General features: G+C 62.4%; 15 protein-coding genes and 1 tRNA gene. 6 read left to right on the forward strand and 10 right to left on the reverse strand.

The annotated features are described in order from the left end of the window. Positions 1–235: 235 nt before the first annotated feature. A complete protein-coding gene (locus tag I8746_RS17510; RefSeq protein ID WP_221100884.1) occupies positions 236–1,036 on the reverse strand; it encodes a cytochrome c in 801 nt (266 codons plus the stop codon). Between the two features lie 526 nt (positions 1,037–1,562). Here I8746_RS17510 and I8746_RS17515 point away from each other — a divergent pair. Further along, positions 1,563–2,297 (forward strand): amidotransferase, encoded by a 735-nt coding sequence (locus I8746_RS17515; protein WP_003252828.1) that lies wholly within the window; start codon positions 1,563–1,565, stop codon positions 2,295–2,297. Between the two features lie 101 nt (positions 2,298–2,398). Here I8746_RS17515 and I8746_RS17520 read toward each other — a convergent pair whose 3' ends face one another. The 3 genes from I8746_RS17520 to I8746_RS17530 form a co-directional block, all read right to left on the reverse strand. Continuing rightward, positions 2,399–3,370 carry a magnesium and cobalt transport protein CorA gene (locus tag I8746_RS17520; protein ID WP_010952874.1) on the reverse strand — a complete coding sequence of 324 codons (972 nt, stop codon included), beginning with the start codon at positions 3,368–3,370 and terminating at the stop codon, positions 2,399–2,401. 68 nt (positions 3,371–3,438) lie between these two features. After that, positions 3,439–4,152, reverse strand: coding sequence for a 1-acyl-sn-glycerol-3-phosphate acyltransferase (locus I8746_RS17525; protein ID WP_014754121.1), 714 nt, complete (start codon positions 4,150–4,152; stop codon positions 3,439–3,441). A gap of 120 nt (positions 4,153–4,272) precedes the next feature. Then, positions 4,273–4,962 carry a crotonase/enoyl-CoA hydratase family protein gene (locus tag I8746_RS17530; RefSeq protein WP_103462862.1) on the reverse strand — a complete coding sequence of 230 codons (690 nt, stop codon included), beginning with the start codon at positions 4,960–4,962 and terminating at the stop codon, positions 4,273–4,275. A gap of 198 nt (positions 4,963–5,160) precedes the next feature. On the opposite strand from I8746_RS17530, the gene I8746_RS17535 reads away from it, so the two are divergent. Then, positions 5,161–5,250, forward strand: a tRNA-Ser gene (locus tag I8746_RS17535). 534 nt (positions 5,251–5,784) lie between these two features. On the opposite strand, the gene I8746_RS17540 is transcribed toward I8746_RS17535, so the two are convergent. The 3 genes from I8746_RS17540 to I8746_RS17550 form a co-directional block, all read right to left on the reverse strand. Beyond that, positions 5,785–7,917, reverse strand: a complete 2,133-nt coding sequence (locus tag I8746_RS17540) for a TonB-dependent siderophore receptor (RefSeq protein ID WP_221100885.1) — start codon at positions 7,915–7,917, stop codon at positions 5,785–5,787. Between the two features lie 185 nt (positions 7,918–8,102). Then, a complete protein-coding gene (locus I8746_RS17545) occupies positions 8,103–8,483 on the reverse strand; it encodes a hypothetical protein (RefSeq protein WP_003252855.1) in 381 nt (126 codons plus the stop codon). Between the two features lie 215 nt (positions 8,484–8,698). After that, a complete protein-coding gene (locus I8746_RS17550) occupies positions 8,699–9,886 on the reverse strand; it encodes an MFS transporter (RefSeq protein WP_012053334.1) in 1,188 nt (395 codons plus the stop codon). A 106-nt stretch (positions 9,887–9,992) separates the two neighbouring features. Between I8746_RS17550 and I8746_RS17555 the strand changes: the two genes are divergently transcribed. Continuing rightward, complete coding sequence (locus I8746_RS17555) at positions 9,993–10,877, forward strand: LysR family transcriptional regulator (protein WP_143495809.1); 885 nt, start codon at positions 9,993–9,995, stop codon at positions 10,875–10,877. Between the two features lie 38 nt (positions 10,878–10,915). Here the strand turns inward: I8746_RS17555 and I8746_RS17560 are convergent, their stop codons facing one another. After that, on the reverse strand, positions 10,916–11,665 hold the full coding sequence (locus I8746_RS17560) for a 3-oxoacyl-ACP reductase family protein (RefSeq protein WP_003252861.1): 750 nt from the start codon (positions 11,663–11,665) through the stop codon (positions 10,916–10,918). 118 nt (positions 11,666–11,783) lie between these two features. Here I8746_RS17560 and I8746_RS17565 point away from each other — a divergent pair, with 118 nt between their 5' ends. Beyond that, positions 11,784–12,722, forward strand: a complete 939-nt coding sequence (locus tag I8746_RS17565; RefSeq protein WP_012053332.1) for a LysR family transcriptional regulator — start codon at positions 11,784–11,786, stop codon at positions 12,720–12,722. A 114-nt stretch (positions 12,723–12,836) separates the two neighbouring features. Here I8746_RS17565 and I8746_RS17570 read toward each other — a convergent pair whose 3' ends face one another. Both I8746_RS17570 and I8746_RS17575 read right to left on the reverse strand, forming a co-directional pair. Further along, a complete protein-coding gene (locus I8746_RS17570; protein WP_221100886.1) occupies positions 12,837–13,307 on the reverse strand; it encodes a transcription elongation factor GreAB in 471 nt (156 codons plus the stop codon). A gap of 2 nt (positions 13,308–13,309) precedes the next feature. Further along, a complete protein-coding gene (locus I8746_RS17575) occupies positions 13,310–13,708 on the reverse strand; it encodes a hypothetical protein (protein ID WP_221100887.1) in 399 nt (132 codons plus the stop codon). A gap of 129 nt (positions 13,709–13,837) precedes the next feature. Between I8746_RS17575 and earP the strand changes: the two genes are divergently transcribed. Together earP and efp are read left to right on the forward strand one after the other, a co-directional pair. After that, a complete protein-coding gene (earP, locus tag I8746_RS17580; protein WP_221100888.1) occupies positions 13,838–14,971 on the forward strand; it encodes an elongation factor P maturation arginine rhamnosyltransferase EarP in 1,134 nt (377 codons plus the stop codon). A 48-nt stretch (positions 14,972–15,019) separates the two neighbouring features. Then, positions 15,020–15,589 (forward strand): elongation factor P, encoded by a 570-nt coding sequence (gene efp, locus I8746_RS17585; protein ID WP_003252871.1) that lies wholly within the window; start codon positions 15,020–15,022, stop codon positions 15,587–15,589. The last annotated feature ends 151 nt before the right edge of the window (positions 15,590–15,740 follow it).

Here is a 15,740-nt window from a genome sequence, read left to right on the forward strand (position 1 = left end):
TGGCCCGTTCGCGGGTTAACCCGCGCCTACACATTGATGGAGGGTGGACACCACCTGCCGTTGTAGGAGCGGGTTAACCCGCGATTACGGTGGCGGCGGCAACGATGAACGGCCAGGGATATTGGCCAGCAGGCCCGGCCCTTTCGCGGGTAAACCCGCTCCTACGACGGTCTGTGTTCACCCCCCGGTGTGTGTCCACCACCGTGTAGGCGCGGGTTTACCCGCGAAGAGGCCCTCAAGGCTTACGCGCTGCCATGTGCCCCAAATAGGCCAGCAGCGCATCCAGTTCCTGTTCACTCAACACACTCTCCGCAAACCCCGGCATCTTCGCCTGCGGCCACCGCCGCAGGCTTTGCGGGTCGCGTATCAACTTGCGTAAATAAACCGGCTGAAAATACTCGGTCGGGTTATACGGCACATTCAAGTCCGGCCCCACCTGCCCATCCCCCGCACCGTTCAACCGGTGGCACACCAGGCAATTCTGCTGGAACAGGGCAAAGCCCTGGCGCACCGGGCTGTCGGCCGGCAGCGTCGGGTCGGGTAGCAGCGCAGGAAACCGCTGTTCCACCGGGGCCAGCTTGCGAAGGGTGGCGATCTGGAATGGCCACTGTTCAGGGCGGATGCCGCTGGCCTGCGGCGCAGTCCACACCAGGTAGAACGGCCCAGCACTTGGCTTGCCTGGACCCAGTGACGGCCACGGCGTGTCGGGGTCTTCCACGGCCAGCCAGGCCCGTGCCGGCCCTTGCTGCAGCAAGGGCGCAGCGGGCATTTCGGCGGCAAAGCCATCCAGCGCCACGGCCTGCAGGTGATCGCTGGCAGTCACGCCTTTCAGCAGCGTGACCAGTGGCACCGCCCGATAGTGCATGGGGCGTTTGTAGGATACGTCCTGTTCGATGCTGATGTCCTGGGCCTCAGGGTGGCCAAGCAGTTCGGCGCTGCTCCACTGGCGCGGTGTCGCGCCCAGTTCAAGGTGCAGTTGCGCCGCCGACAATGGCAGGCTCAGGAGCAACGCTAGCAGGGCAAGGCAGTGGCGCATAGGCGATCTCCGACCATCAAGGCCAGCAGGTTACCTGTGCGTTGCCCGTTGGCGCCACCGCCGCAGTCAGCCAAACAAACGTGTCAGGTTCGGCAAGATCAACAGCAACGTGGTGGCAAATAAAATGAGCCCAGCTTGGCGAATTTTCGATTGTCTGAACATGGCGGACCGCCTTCTTGTTGTTATTCCTGAATACCCGTTGGCTTCCTTGTCGCGCTTCGGGTCGATCGCAGTGGCGTTGAATGGCGCCGGACTGCTTGCCGCTTGAAAGTGGATATACCTTCAACAGTAGGGTGTGCGTTATCCATATTTGAGAACCCTTTGTTCTAACCGTGCACTAAAACCATTCCTCTGGCTATGAGGCTAAGTGCTATCTAGCTGACACGCTCTATCTAGACAGTGGCGCAAGCACTCGGCAGGCGCCGACGAAATGTGACCGTTCGTCAGTGCAGCCTACTTGCTTGTACGTGCCTTTCGCGGCAGTCTCTACAGCAGATTCCCACCCATGTCGTTCAGGACTACCCCTATGTCGTTACGCATCTGCATCCTTGAAACCGATGTCCTGCGACCGGAGTTGACGGCGCAATATCAGGGCTACGGCAGGATGTTCGAGCAGCTCTTCTCGCGTCAGCCGATTGCCGCCGAATTTTGTGTGTACAACGTGATGCACGGCGACTATCCCGCCGACAGTGAAAAGTTCGATGCCTACCTTGTGACGGGCAGCAAGGCCGATTCGTTCGGTACCGACCCGTGGATCCAGACGCTAAAGGCCTACCTGCTCAAGTTGTACGAGCGCGGTGAAAAGCTGCTGGGCGTGTGTTTTGGCCACCAGTTGCTGGCCTTGACCCTGGGTGGCAAGGCCGAGCGGGCTGAGCAAGGCTGGGGCGTGGGTATTCATCGCTACTCGTTGGCGGCGCATGCGCCCTGGATGGACCCGGAGGTGTCGGAGCTGACCTTGCTGATCAGTCATCAGGACCAGGTGACCGAACTGCCGGAAGGCGCTACGGTGATCGCCTCCAGCGATTTCTGCCCGAACGCGGCGTACCACATTCGCGACCAGGTGCTGTGCTTCCAGGGTCACCCGGAATTCGTGCATGACTACTCCCGCGCACTGCTCGATGCGCGCCAGGAATACCTGGGTGACGAGGTGTACCACAAGGCCGTTGCCAGCCTGGCCACCGAGCACCAGGGTGATTTGGTAGGGGAGTGGATGTTGCGGTTCATCCAGCAGCCATCAAAGGCCAGCGACAGCGCCGCTTAATCGGTGGCAACCCTTCGCGGGCACGCCCGCTCCCACAGGTTGCGCACAATGCTGAAAATTGTGAGCCACCTGAGGGAGCGGGCGCGCCCGCGAAGAGGCCATCAAAGCCAACCCGATTTCTTGAAGCTGGCATACAACCCGGCACACCCCGTCGCAATCACCCCCAGTACCGCGAAGTAACCGTAGTGCCAGCTCAGCTCCGGCATGTTCTGGAAGTTCATCCCGTAAACCCCGGCAATGGCCGTAGGGAATGCCAGAATCGCCGCCCAGGCCGCGAATTTGCGCTGCACGATGCTTTGCCGTGACGATTCCAGCAGCATGCCGATCTCGATCGTCTGGCTGGCAATGTCGCGTATGCCGGCCAAGTCTTCCATCTGCCGTGTCACGTGAATTTGCACATCACGAAAGTACGGGCGCATGTTCTTGTCGATGAACGGGAAGCTCAGGCGCTGCAGTTCTTCGCTCACTTCAACCAGGGGTGCCACGTAGCGGCGCAGGCGCAGGATGTCACGGCGCAGGCTGTGCAGGCGGCGGATGTCGTCTTCCCGCAGCGAGCCGCCCAGTACGCTTTCCTCCAGCGCTTCGATCTCGCCATGAATGGCCTCGCTGACCGGTTGGTAGTTCTCGGTGACGAAGTCGAGCAGGGCGTACAGCACGAAGTCTTCGCCATGTTCCAGCAGCAGGGGCCGAGCCTCGCAGCGCTGGCGAACCATGGCGTAGGATTTGGAGTGGCCGTTGCGGCAGGTGATGATGTAGCCGTTGCCCGCGAAGATATGGGTCTCGATGAATTCCAGTTTGCCTTCGTGGCGCACTGGCGAATAAGTGACGATGAACAACGCGTCACCGAAGGTTTCCAGCTTGGGCCGGCTGTGTTTTTCCAGGGCATCTTCGATGGCCAGTTCGTGCAGGTTGAACTGCGACTGCAGGTTGGCCAGCTCCTCGGCATTGGGCTCTTCCAGGCCGATCCACACAAAATGCCCCGGCTTGCGCGCCCACTCGCTGCCTTCGTCGATGCTGATGTTGGTGACCTTTCTGCCGGCGCTGTACACCGCCGATGCCACGACTCGACCCATGGTTGTCCGCTTATTCGATTGAACACGGATACAGCTTGGGCTGTACCCGGCTCCAGAGCAACCCCGGATCAGGCCAGTTCTTTTTCCATGCGGTCAATGCACTGCTGCATTTGCACCCGGCATTGCTCGATCAGTGTTGGCAGGTCCTGCAGTGTCATGCCCGTCGTGGCAATGGGCGGCAGCGAGCGCACAATCACCGTGCGCTGGCGCCAGCTGTTCAGGCTCAGGCGCCTGGCATAGCGGCTGACGCAGACCGGCACGATCGGCACACCGGCCTCGATGGCCATGTGAAACGCGCCTTTCTTGAACGCCAGCAAATGCTCGCCGGGATTGCGGGTGCCTTCGGGGAAAATCCAGATCGAGGTGTCGTCCTGCAGAACCCGGGTGGTCTTCTGTATGGCCCTGCGTGCCTGATAGGCATTCTTGCGGTCGACCAGCACGTTGCCGCCCAGCCAGAACAATTGGCCGAACAGCGGGATCCAGCCCAGGCTCTTCTTGCCGATGGCGACGGTGCGTTGCGGCACCACTTGGCCCAGCACGAACAGGTCGAAGTTGGACTGGTGGTTGGCCACGATCACACACCCGGGTGGGTGGTCCCACAATGGGCCGACTTCGGCCTTGACCTTGATGCGCATCAGCCAGGTGGCCGGCAAGCTGTAGAGCCGGGCGAAAACGCGGCTGTTGTCAGGGTTGAAGGGGCGGCACAGACCAATGATCAGGCCCACGGCGCCAACGGCAAGAAAATGCAGCCCCAGCAGGAACATACGCAATGAATAAAGCATGGTACGGCTCACACCAGACGGTCGCGGGGCAGTGTACGGGTGTGCACTGGTTGGGGCAAACCTTGGTGCAGGCCTGTTCCGCCCCTTTCGCGGGCAAACCCGCGAAAAGGGCCCGTGCGGTTAGCCCATATGCTGCTGATCCAGCTCGATCGCCTTGTCCAGCGCCTCCAGCAGCCCTTTGCGCACTTTCAGCTTGGTGTTCTTGTGCGCCAGCATGTTCAGCTTCTTCAGCTCTCGTGCTGCAGTCATTGCCGCTTCCTGCAATTGCTCGGCCGGTACCACCTTGTCGAGGAAGCCGGCATCCACGGCACCCTGCGGGTCAAATACTTCGGCATTGATCACCGAGCGGTGGAAGGCCGAGCGGCGCAGGCGGTCGCGGGCCAGTTCAATGCCGGCGTGGTGCATGGTCATGCCGATTTGCACTTCGTTCAGGCATACCTTGTACGGCCCTTCGACGCCAATGCGGTAGTCAGCCGACAGCAGCAGGAAGGCGCCCTTGGCCACGGCATTGCCGGGGCAGGCGACCACCACCGGGAACGGGTGCGACAGCAGCCGGCGGGCGAGGGTGGAACCGGCGGTGACCAGGCTGATGGCGTCCTTGGGGCCGCGGGTCATCACCTTGAGGTCGTAACCGCCTGACAGAATGCCCGGCTGCCCGGTGATGATCACTACTGCACGCTCCTCGGTAGCGCGGTCCAGCGCTGCATTGAAGGCAGTGATGACGTCCGGCGAGATGGCATTGACCTTGCCGTTGTTCAGGGTAAGGGTGGCGATGCCGTCTTCGGCGTGGTAGGTAATCAGCTCGCTCATGGCAGAGTCCTTTTGTTGGCGTGGCGACGACGTTACCCAGCGCCAGGGGCGAGGTAAAGCAGCAAGGCTGACTGGTCGGTCAGTGCTCATGGCAGCCCAAGTGCAAATACATGAAAAAATTGAAAAAAATGCTTGCCAAAGGGAAAGTCTTTCACTAAATTAGCGCACCTCGACAGGCCGCAAGGCTTGAAGAGAAACGGTGAAGTGTCCGAGTGGTCGAAGGAGCACGCCTGGAAAGTGTGTATACGAGAAATCGTATCAAGGGTTCAAATCCCTTCTTCACCGCCACATTCTACGAAAAGCCCCCGCGCTGAAAAGCACGGGGGCTTTTGTTTTCAAGGCCATTGGGGCTGCTGCGCAGCCCATCGCGACACAAGGCTCCCACAAAGCCTATGCCAGGCTTCAGATGTACGGCGACCTTCAGGGCTTCCAGCGCCGGCTCGACCTAGCTGCCCAGCGATGCTCCCAGCTCCATTACCCGGGGTTGATGGGTGGGTTTGCGGTGATGATGTTTCTCGACACTGCGCTGGGCTGAAGCTGAACACCGGCCTGTGCGGCCTTGTGTCGCGAAAGGGCCGCGAAGCGGCCCCAGCATTATTTGCACCGACGCTGAAATCCCGGGGCTGCTGTGCAGCCCTTTCGCGACACAAGGCCGCTCCCACACGGATCGCGCCAGCTTTTAGAAATTGAGCAAGACAGTTGCTCCCACAGGCAATTGGAGTGCTCCCAAGAAGTTGGACACCAATCCAACCCCTTGGGGGCAGTCCACACCTGTGGGAGCGGCCTTGTGTCGCGAAAGGGCCGCAGAGCGGCCCCGGCAATCTAGAAGCTGATCGAAGCCGAAAGCCGAGCGGTACGCGGTGCTCCCTGGAACAGGTAGTTATCCCCCAGGTAATCGCCCACATCGCGCCAGTATCGCTTGTCCAGCACGTTATCCATCGTCAGCCGCAGCACCGTGTCATACCCGCCAACACGGGTACTGTAGCGGCTGCCAAGGTCGAACACGGTATACCCGCCAACCTCCACATTGCCCGCCTGGCTCGCATACTTGCTGGCGCTATACCGCGCCCCGCCCAGCAGCGCCAGCCCCGGAACCGGCAGGGCATATTCCGCATGCAGCGCCGCCCGGAATTTAGGCACGTTGATCGCCTGGTGGCCTTCATAGGCTTCGGTGCCGCTGTTCTGCACCCGCGCCCGAATGGCTGCCGCACTGGCCTGTACCTGCAGGTTCGGGGTCACCCGACCGCTGGCGCCCAGTTCCAGGCCGGTATTTTTCTGCTGGCCTTGCTGCACGTAGGTGAAGTTGCCGGTGCCGTCTGGGCGCGCGTACTGGTACGCCTGGCGGATCTGGAACAGGGCGGCACTCAGGCTCAGGCCTTGCCAGTCGTGCTTGAGGCCCAGTTCCAGTTGGCGGGAGGTGGTGGGTGCAAGGATTTCAGCTGCATTGCTGGCGAACCAGGGTGCTGTGCCTCCGGCAGACAGGCCCTTGGCGTAGCTGGCGTATACCGTGGTGTTTGGCTGCGGTTTGTAGATAAGCGCAGCGTTGGGCAGCAGCTCGTATTGGCGGGTATGGCGCCCGGCTACGCCGTTCTCGTCCCAGGTCTTTTCATCCAGGCGCACTTCACGGGCGCCCAGCACAGTCTGCCATTGCTCGTTGAAGCTGATGCGGTCGCTGACGAACAAGCCGTACTGGCGGCTGTCCAGCCGGCGTTCGCTGGCGCCGACGGGTTTGTCGGACGGATCGAGGTCCGGGGCGCTGGTATGGATGTTGCCGGTACCAAGCCACTCGTTGTAGTACGGGCGCTGATCCAGTGTGCGTCGCTGCGCACTGGTACCCACGGTCAGCTCGTGCCCCACCCCCAGCGCATCGAAGTGCCCGTTGAGCATGGCCTGTGCCTCGTCGGTACGGCGGGTATCGTCGGGGCTGCGGAAGTCATAGATGTCGTAGTCGCCATTGCTGCCGAAAAACGCCCCCTCGCTCGAACCCCAGGCAAACGCGCTGTAATCGTCGATCACCACTTTGCTGCGGGAGGCGCTCACGGTGCCGGTCCAGGTATCGTTGAAGCGGTATTCGAAGCGGCCGCCCAGGTTCAGGGAGTCGTTCTGCACGGGCTTTGCCCAATGCTGGTAGGCCAGGCGGTCTTCTGGGTCGATGCCGTGTGGCACTTCAGTGCCACCGAGCAGCTGGTAACCCGGCACCGACGACTGTTCGCGGTGTTGATACTCGGCATCCAGCTGCAGGGTGGCATCCGGGTTGATCTGCCAGTCGAATGCCAGCGAGGCGAAGTCGCGCTTGCCGTCAGCGTGGTCGACGTAGGTGCGGATGTCTTCATGGGCCAGGTTGGCGCGCAGGCCGAACTGCTTTTCGCTGCCGAACCAGCCGCCAAGGTCGGTGGCCAGATAGCGTTCGCCCTGTTCGTTGGTCGATACCGTGACGCTGCGTATGTCTTGGGCCCGCTTGGTCATATAGTTGATCAAGCCGCCCGGCTCCGACACGCCGGTCTGCAGCCCGGACAGGCCCTTGAGCAATTCCACCTGCTGCTTGTTTTCCAGGGCTACGTTCTGTTCGCCGGCAATGGTCTGGCCATTGATGCGATAGCTACTGGCGGCGTTCAGCTCGAAGCCGCGCACATTGAAGTTTTCGTAGTAGCCGATGGGGGCATAGCTTTCGCCGACCGAGGCATCGCTTTGCAACACTTCGCTAAGCTTGCGTACCTGGCGGTCTTCCAGCAACTGCTGGCTGAACACGCTGACAGAGGCGGGGGTGTCGAGCAGTGGCGCGGGCTGGAAGCCGGCCACCGCGGCCTGGCGTGCCTGGTAGCCATCATTGGCGTAGGTGTCGGAGACCTGCAACGGGGCCAGCACCACGCTGTCTTCGGCAAGCACAGAGGGGCACTGCAGGGCCAGGCCCAGGCTGAGCAGGCTCAGGGGCAGGCGGGGGTGATGCGGGGGCATGCGGTGGGGCTCCTGGATGCGCGATACCTGGACTGGCCCTTTCGCGGGTAAACCCGCTCCTACACCGGTTGGTGATACCCCTGTAGGAGCGGGTTTACCCGCGAAGAGGCCGGTACAGGCCATGAAAAAGGCGGCATCTTACCAGCCGCCCTCTACATAAAACGATCCAGGCCCGGCGTATTCAGTCAGCCTGTCTTGATCGGCCGCTTGTGCTGCCGCCAGTTGTCATCGATCTTCGACCAGGTCTTGCCATCGGTAATGGCCATCAGCTTGCGTCCATCCTTGAAGGTGGCCAGAAAGGTTGCTTCTTCTTCCTTGCCACCCAACCACAGCCCGGCCAGCAGCCCTACTGGCCCTGCCACCAGGGCGCCGGCCACGCCCCAGCCCAAGGCGCTGCCAAGGCTGCGGTTGGTTTCCAGGCTGGCCAGCCGCAAGTCGCTGATGCGTGCCAGGGAAATCCGCTCACCGGGTGAGGGGCTGCGTGCGGTCTTGAGTGTGAGCGATCCATTGCGATACTCGCCTTCACCTTGCAAGAAATCGCCGGACTGTACCGTGAGTCTTGTCATAAATTCATCCTGTCAGGGAAAGGGCATTCCAGCGCTTAATGAGCGCTGCCCCGGCAGGCAAGTCAACGGCATTGCGACGGAGGGTAGTGCGGTACTTTGTCGCCGTGGCTGGCCTCTTGGCGGGCACGCCCGTACCCACAGGCGTATCACTGCCCTGAGGTTTGTGAAACACCTGTGGGAGCGGGCGTGCCCGCGAAGAATCCAGCGAGCGTTTTTCAGGCCACCTGCAAGGCATTCTTGCGCTTGCGTTCGGCCCATCCCCAGGCCAGCAACGCCAGCCCGCCAATCACCAGCCCGGCCACCACGATCCCCATCCAGCCCTGGCGCTGGAACAGCTGCGTGCCCAGTAACGACCCAAGCGCCCCGCCGATGAAGTAGCAGGTGATATAACCGGCATTCAGCCGCGTACGTGCCTCGGGCCGCAGGGCGATCACTGCGTTCTGGTTGCCCACATGCACCAGCTGTACCGCCAGGTCAAGCATCAGCACCCCCAGCAGCAAGGCGAGCAGGGACTGTTCGGCAAACCCCAGCGGCACCCACGACAACAGCAACACCACCAGGCCCACGGTGGTACCCAGCGCGCCTTTGCCGCGGTCTGCCAGGCGCCCGGCCCAGTTGGCCGACAACGCACCCGCCGCACCGGCCAGGCCGAAAAGGCCGATCACTGCATCCGAATAGTGGTAGGGGCCTTTCGCCAGCAGAAACGCCAGGGGGGTCCAGAACAGGGCGAACAGGCTGAATGCCAACAGACCGAGCAGCGAGCGCAGGCGCAGCACGGGCTCTTCGATGAACAGGCGGAACACGGAGCCGATCAGGGCCGGGTATTTCAGCCCGGCGTGGCTGTGGTGCTGTGGCAGGCTGCGGTACAGCGCCACGGCGGTAAATGCCATCAGCACGGCGGCCAGCACGTAGATACTGCGCCAGCCACCCAGCTCGGCCATGAAGCCGGCAGCAGTACGCGCCAGCAGGATGCCCAGCAGCAGGCCGCTCATCAGCGTGCCGACCGCGCGCCCACGCTGATGCGGCTCGCTAAGGGTCGCTGCCATCGGCACGAGGATCTGTGCCACCACCGAGAACAGCCCGGTCAGCGCCGTGCCGAGCAGCAGCCAGGGCAGGCTGGGTGCACAGGCGCTGATGACCAGGCCCAAGGTGGAGACAACGGTCATCACGGTAATCAGCCGGCGCTGCTCGAACAGGTCGCCCAGCGGTGCCAGCAGTAACAGGCCGGCGCCATAGCTGAGTTGCGCGGCAATCACGATGCTGCCGGCGCTGGCGGTGCTCAAGCCAAACTGCTGGGCGATGCTGTGCAGCAGCGGTTGGGCGTAGTAGTTGCTGGCCACGGCCAGGCCTGTGGCGGTGGCCATCAGCAGGATCAAGGCGCGGCTGAGAGTGGGGGTGTGCATGCAATTCTCGTGGGGGCAGTGGTGTGTAGTGATGATTATCAGCAAGTGTCAGGCATGACACCAATGTATAGTTTTCAACCTATTCATCTTGAAAGCAGATAGATCGATGAACCTCAAGCAGCTCGAATATGCCCTTGCCGTGGCCGACACCGGCAGTTTTACCCGCGCGGCGGAGCGCTGCCACGTGGTGCAGTCGGCCCTTAGCCATCAGGTGGCGCGGCTGGAGGCGCAGCTGGGGGTGAGCCTGTTCGAGCGTAGTTCGCGGCGGGTACGCCTGACACCTGCGGGGGAAGCCTTTGTACTCAGTGCACGGCCCGCGGTGGAGGCGGCCCGGCGCATTGCCGATGACGTGGCAGCGGCCTGCGGCCAGGTGCGCGGGCGGCTGGCGATTGGTGAAATCAGCTCGCTCACTGCGCTGGACCTGGTCGACCTGTTGGCGGTGTTTCACGGTCGTTTCCCGGATGTGGATGTACGCTGGCTCACGGCCAAGAGCGAATTGCTGATCGCTGATGTGCTCGAGCGGCGCCTGGACGTGGGCTTTATCGGGCTGTGGCAGGGCGAGGTGCTGCAGGGGGTGCAGCATCGGTTGCTGGCTCGGGAAGAACTGGTGGCGGTGTTGCCGTTGGGGCATCGCCTGGCGGGCAGGGCACAGCTGGCGCTGGCTGACCTGGCAGGTGAAGTGTTGGTGGACTTCCCCGAAGGCACCGGGGCGCGACGACAGACCGACGAGGCGTTTGAAGCGGTGGGGTTGCAGCGTCGGGTGCAGTTCGAGATCGGGCATGTTCGTCTAGTGGAGAAATTCGTGCAGCGGGGCATGGCCGTCGGCCTGGTGCCCGAGCGGGTGGCTCAAGGCATCGAAGGTGTAGCAGTGGCGCGGTTGGTGGATGCGCCGGTGCGGCACTTGTATGCGGTGTGGTCGTCCAGCCCCACACCGGCTGCCCGGGCTTTTCTGGACGTGATGGAACAGTGCCTGGGGGCACAGAAAGGCTAGCCTGTGCCGGCGTTGTCGCGGCACAGGCAACCGTTCAATCAGGCTGCAAACCCACCATCTACAGTCAGGCTGGCCCCGGTGATATACCCGGCTTCAGGGCCGGCCAGGTATGCCACAAAGCTGGCAATCTCCTCCGGCTCGCCATACCGCCCAATGGCCATCAGCGGAATCAGGCTCTCGGCAAACTCGCCACTGGCCGGGTTCATGTCGGTGTCCACTGGGCCGGGCTGCACATTGTTCACGGTAATGCCCTGCGGCCCGAGGTCGCGTGCCATGCCGCGGGTCAGGCCAACCAGTGCCGACTTGCTCATGGCGTACGGTGCGCCACCGGCAAACGGCATGCGTTCAGCGTTGGTACTGCCAATGTTGATGATACGACCCCCCTGGCCCATATAGCGTGCGGCGGCCTGGCTGGCGACGAACACGCTGCGTACGTTCACGGCCAGCATGCGATCGAAGTCGGCCAGGTCGAACTCTGTCACCGGGGCCACTGCCAGCACGCCGGCGTTGTTGACCAGGATATCCAGCCGGCCCAAGGCTTTTACGGTGTCATCCACCGCCAGTTGCACGGCCGCGGCATCAGCGCTGTCAGCCCGCAGGGCCAAGGCTTTGCCGCCGTTTTCGGTAATTTCTCGAGCCAGTTCTTCAGCCGGGCCGGCAGAGCTGACATAGGTGAAGGCCACTTGCGCGCCTTCGCGGGCCAGGCGCCGCACGATGGCTGCACCAATGCCTCGGGAACCGCCCTGAACCAGAGCCACTTTGCCTTCGAGTGTAAGTTGCTTGGACATGCTGTTCTCCTGCTGGAAGCCAGGCCGAAATGCCTTGGATGGGCACAGTATCGGCGCTCGATTGCCTACTGATAAGATGGTAATCACTATCAGCAGAGTAAACCTCTGGTTGCTAATCATGGCCATGGAATCATTCAGCGCGTTGGAATGCTTCATCCGCAGTGCCGAGGTCGGCAGTTTTGCCGAAGCCGCCAGGCGCCTGAGCCTAACCCCGGCTGCTGTGGGCAAGCACGTTGCGCAGCTGGAAGCGCGCCTGGGTGTGCGGTTGTTCCAGCGTAGTACCCGCAAGCTGACCTTGACCGAAGCGGGGCAGCGTTTTCTTGGCGAGGTCAGTGACAGCTTTCGTACCATTCAGTACGCCGTGGCCAACCTGGCCAGTGCAGAAGGCCAGCCGGCCGGGTCGTTACGGGTGAGTATGGGCACGGTGTTCGGGCGTTTGTACGTGCTGCCGTTGCTGGGGGAATTCTTGCGCCGTTACCCGGCGATTACCCCGGATTGGCATTTCGACAACCGCCAGGTCGACCTGATCGGCCAGGGTTTCGATGCAGCGATTGGCGGTGGTTTCGAACTGCCGCCAGGGGTGGTGGCGCGCAAGCTGACCCCCGCGCACCGGGTGTTGGTGGCGGCGCCGGCTTATCTGCAGCGGCACGCGCCGATAGAAGACCCGCAGGCGCTGCAACGCCATGACGGCATCCTGGTGCGGTCACCGCAGACCGGGCGGGTGCGCTCGTGGCCGTTGACCAGCCGTTGGCAGGCGCAGCAGCCGCTGCAATTGCGTCAGGCGATGACCATGAGCGATTCGGACGCGGCGTGCGCGGTTGCCGAGCAGGCGCTGGGCATTGCCCTGGTGAGCCTGCCGTTTGCCGTGCCCTATTTGCTGGCCGGGCGCCTGCTGCGGGTGTTGCCGGACTGGTATGTGGATGATGGGCATATCAGCCTGTATTTCGCCGAGCACAAGCTGTTGCCGGGTAAGACCCGGGCGTTCATCGATTTTGTGGTGGAGCAGTTTGCCGAGCAGGGGCTGGCGGTGCGGTTCGATGCCTTGCAGGCCCTTTAGAGAATTATTGCCTGTGCCGGCCCTTTCGCGGGCCCGCCCGCGCCCACAGGGATATCACAGCCCTGAAGGCAGTGGGACCCTTGTGGGAGCGGGCGGGCCCGCGAAGAGGCCGGTTCAGACAACATCGACAATGAACGATACCTGCGCCCCCAGGCTCACCTCGTCATCCACCCGCTTGCCCAGCAACAGCTGCCCCAGCGGCGAACGCGGGGTAATCACCGTCACCAACCCGTCGCCTTCGCCAATCTTCAACCCCGCTGCCTCAGGCCCGAGAAACAGCCGGCGCTGCCCGCCATCTTCATTTTCCAGGGTCACCAGGTTGCTTACCTGCACACCGCGCGCCGGGTTGTAATCACGCAGCATTAACTGCTGGTAGATCACCAGCGCCTGCCGGATCTCGGCACTGCGGCGGGCCTGGCCGGTAGCCAGGTACGAGGCCTCCAGGCCCAGCGTGTCATACTTGTTCTCGGCAATGTTCTCTTCGGCGGTGGCGGCCTCGTAGGCGGTTTGCGCCGCGCGGGTCAGCACGTCCAGGTCATGCGCGAGGGTGGCGACAATCAGCGCCAGCAGCTGGGGCTTGTCCATGGTCAGTAACAGAACTCCAGCACGTTGGCCTGGCTTTTTTCGGTGGGCGCGGTACGGTTTTGCTGTAGCCAGAACTGGCACTTGGGGCTGTTGAGGTTGCGCGGATTGCCCTGTGCGGCATCGGCGGCCTGTTGCAGCGCCTGTTTGTGCAGGATGTCCTTGTAGCGTTCGAACATCTCGGCCTGGGCATCCTGGGCAGTGGCCGGTGCAGGCGTTGCAACGGGGCGGCCTGCGTGCGGGGCTACAACCTGGGCCAGAGGTTGCACCTGCTGTGGCCACAACTGCTGGGCCAGCCACAGGCTCACGGCAATGGCCATGGCGCCCAGCCACAGGCCCAAGGCAACGCACATGATCAACGGCAACGGCTTGAGGGTGATCTTCAATTCACGGTGGCGCGGCATGGCAGCCTCCTGGCAGCGTGGTAGGGGGGCATTGTCGCATGCGCTTGGGCATTTTTCTGCGCAGGTGCTTTTGTCTGCGCCAATTTATGCGCAGAATTCGCGGTTTTTGCACCCGCACGGGAGGGGCGCATGAAAGCCACCTGGGACATCTTCTGCAGCGTCGTCGACAACTACGGCGATATTGGCGTGACCTGGCGCCTGGCCCGGCAGTTGGTGGCCGAGCACGGCCTGGCGGTGCGCCTGTGGGTGGATGACCTCAACGCTTTCACGCCCATGTGCCCTGGCGCCGACGCCACGGCGGCGCAACAGTGGCAGCACGGTGTGGATGTGCGCCACTGGCCGGCAGCGTGGTTGCCGGTGGCGCCGGCCGATGTGGTGATCGGCGCGTTCGCCTGCCAGTTGCCCGCGGCGTATGTCGAGGCCATGCGCGCCCGTCCGCAGCCGCCGCTCTGGCTCAACCTCGAGTACCTGAGTGCCGAGGACTGGGTGGAGGGTTGCCATGGTTTGCCTTCGCCGCAGCCCAACGGTTTGCGCAAGGTATTTTTCTTCCCGGGTTTTACTGACAAAACGGGTGGTTTGCTGCGCGAGGGTTCGCTGCTGGCCCGGCGTGACGCGTTCCAGCAGTCGGCGGAGGCGCGCCGTGCCTTTTTGCAGGGGCTTGGTGTAGACCTTGTGCCGGGTGCGCTGCTGATCTCGCTGTTTGCCTATGAAAACCCACAGCTGGGCAGCTGGCTTGATGCCCTGGCCACAGCTGACCAGGCCTGCCACCTGTTGGTCCCGCAGGGGCGCATCGTCGCGGGGCTCAGCCAGTGGCTGGGCGAGGGGCCGCTGCACGTGGGTGATGTGCGCACCCGTGGGGCGCTGACCGTTCAGGTGCTGCCTTTCGTCAGTCAGGACGACTTCGACCGGCTGTTATGGAGCTGTGACTTCAATGCCGTGCGCGGCGAAGACTCGTTCGTGCGTGCGCAGTGGGCGGGGCAGCCGATGCTGTGGCACATCTATGTGCAGGACGAGAATGCCCATTGGGAAAAACTCGAAGCGTTCCTCGCGCATTATCGCTGCGGCCTGTCAGACGATGCCGATGCAGCCCTACTGGGCCTGTGGCGTGCCTGGAACATGAATATCGACATGGGCCAGGCCTGGCGGGCGGCCCGCCAGCATTGGCCGGAACTGCAGCAGCATGCCCGCCTTTGGGGGGCGCGACAGGCCGCTCAGCCGGACCTTGCCACAGCGCTAGTACACTTTTACCGAAATTCGCTATGATACGCGGCCTCGATTTTTATAAATCCATCCAGATTCGGATACTTCGTAATGAAAACTGGTAAAGAACTGAAACCCGGTACCGTCCTGCGGATCGACAACGACCCGTGGCTGGTTCAAAAAGCTGAGTTCACCAAGTCGGGCCGTAACAGCGCGATCATGAAGACCAAGCTGAAGAACCTGCTGACCGGCTACAAGACCGAAACCGTATACGGTGCGGACGACAAGCTGGACGACGTGATCCTGGATCGCAAAGAAGCGACCCTGTCGTTCATCAATGGTGACGAGTACACCTTCATGGACACCACCGACTACACCATGTACGAGCTGAACGCCGAGGACATCGAAGCCGTTCTGCCGTACATCGAAGAAGGCATGGAAGACGTCTGCGAAGCCGTGTTCTTCGAAGGCCGTCTGGTGTCGGTTGAGCTGCCGACCACCATCAGCCGTAAAGTTGTCTACACCGAGAACGCTGCTCGCGGTGACACCTCCGGCAAAGTCATGAAGCCTGCCAAGCTAGCGAACGGTACCGAGATCTCGGTTGCTGACTTCATCCAGATCGACGAGTGGATCGACATCGACACTCGCGACAACAGCTTCAAAGGCCGCTCCAAGAAGTAATGCTTCTTGCGAGACGCAAAAAACCCGGCGCAAGCCGGGTTTTTTTATGGTGCGCCAGGCATGGCGCGTTGCGCGATAGCGCAACCAGCTTGGCTGTGGTGGCCTCGCTGGTGACTTGGGGGTGAAAGTCCTCTACACACCCGGCAAGGGG

The sequence above is a fragment of the Pseudomonas sp. USTB-Z genome (assembly GCF_019691255.1).
Classification (GTDB): domain Bacteria; phylum Pseudomonadota; class Gammaproteobacteria; order Pseudomonadales; family Pseudomonadaceae; genus Aquipseudomonas; species Aquipseudomonas alloputida.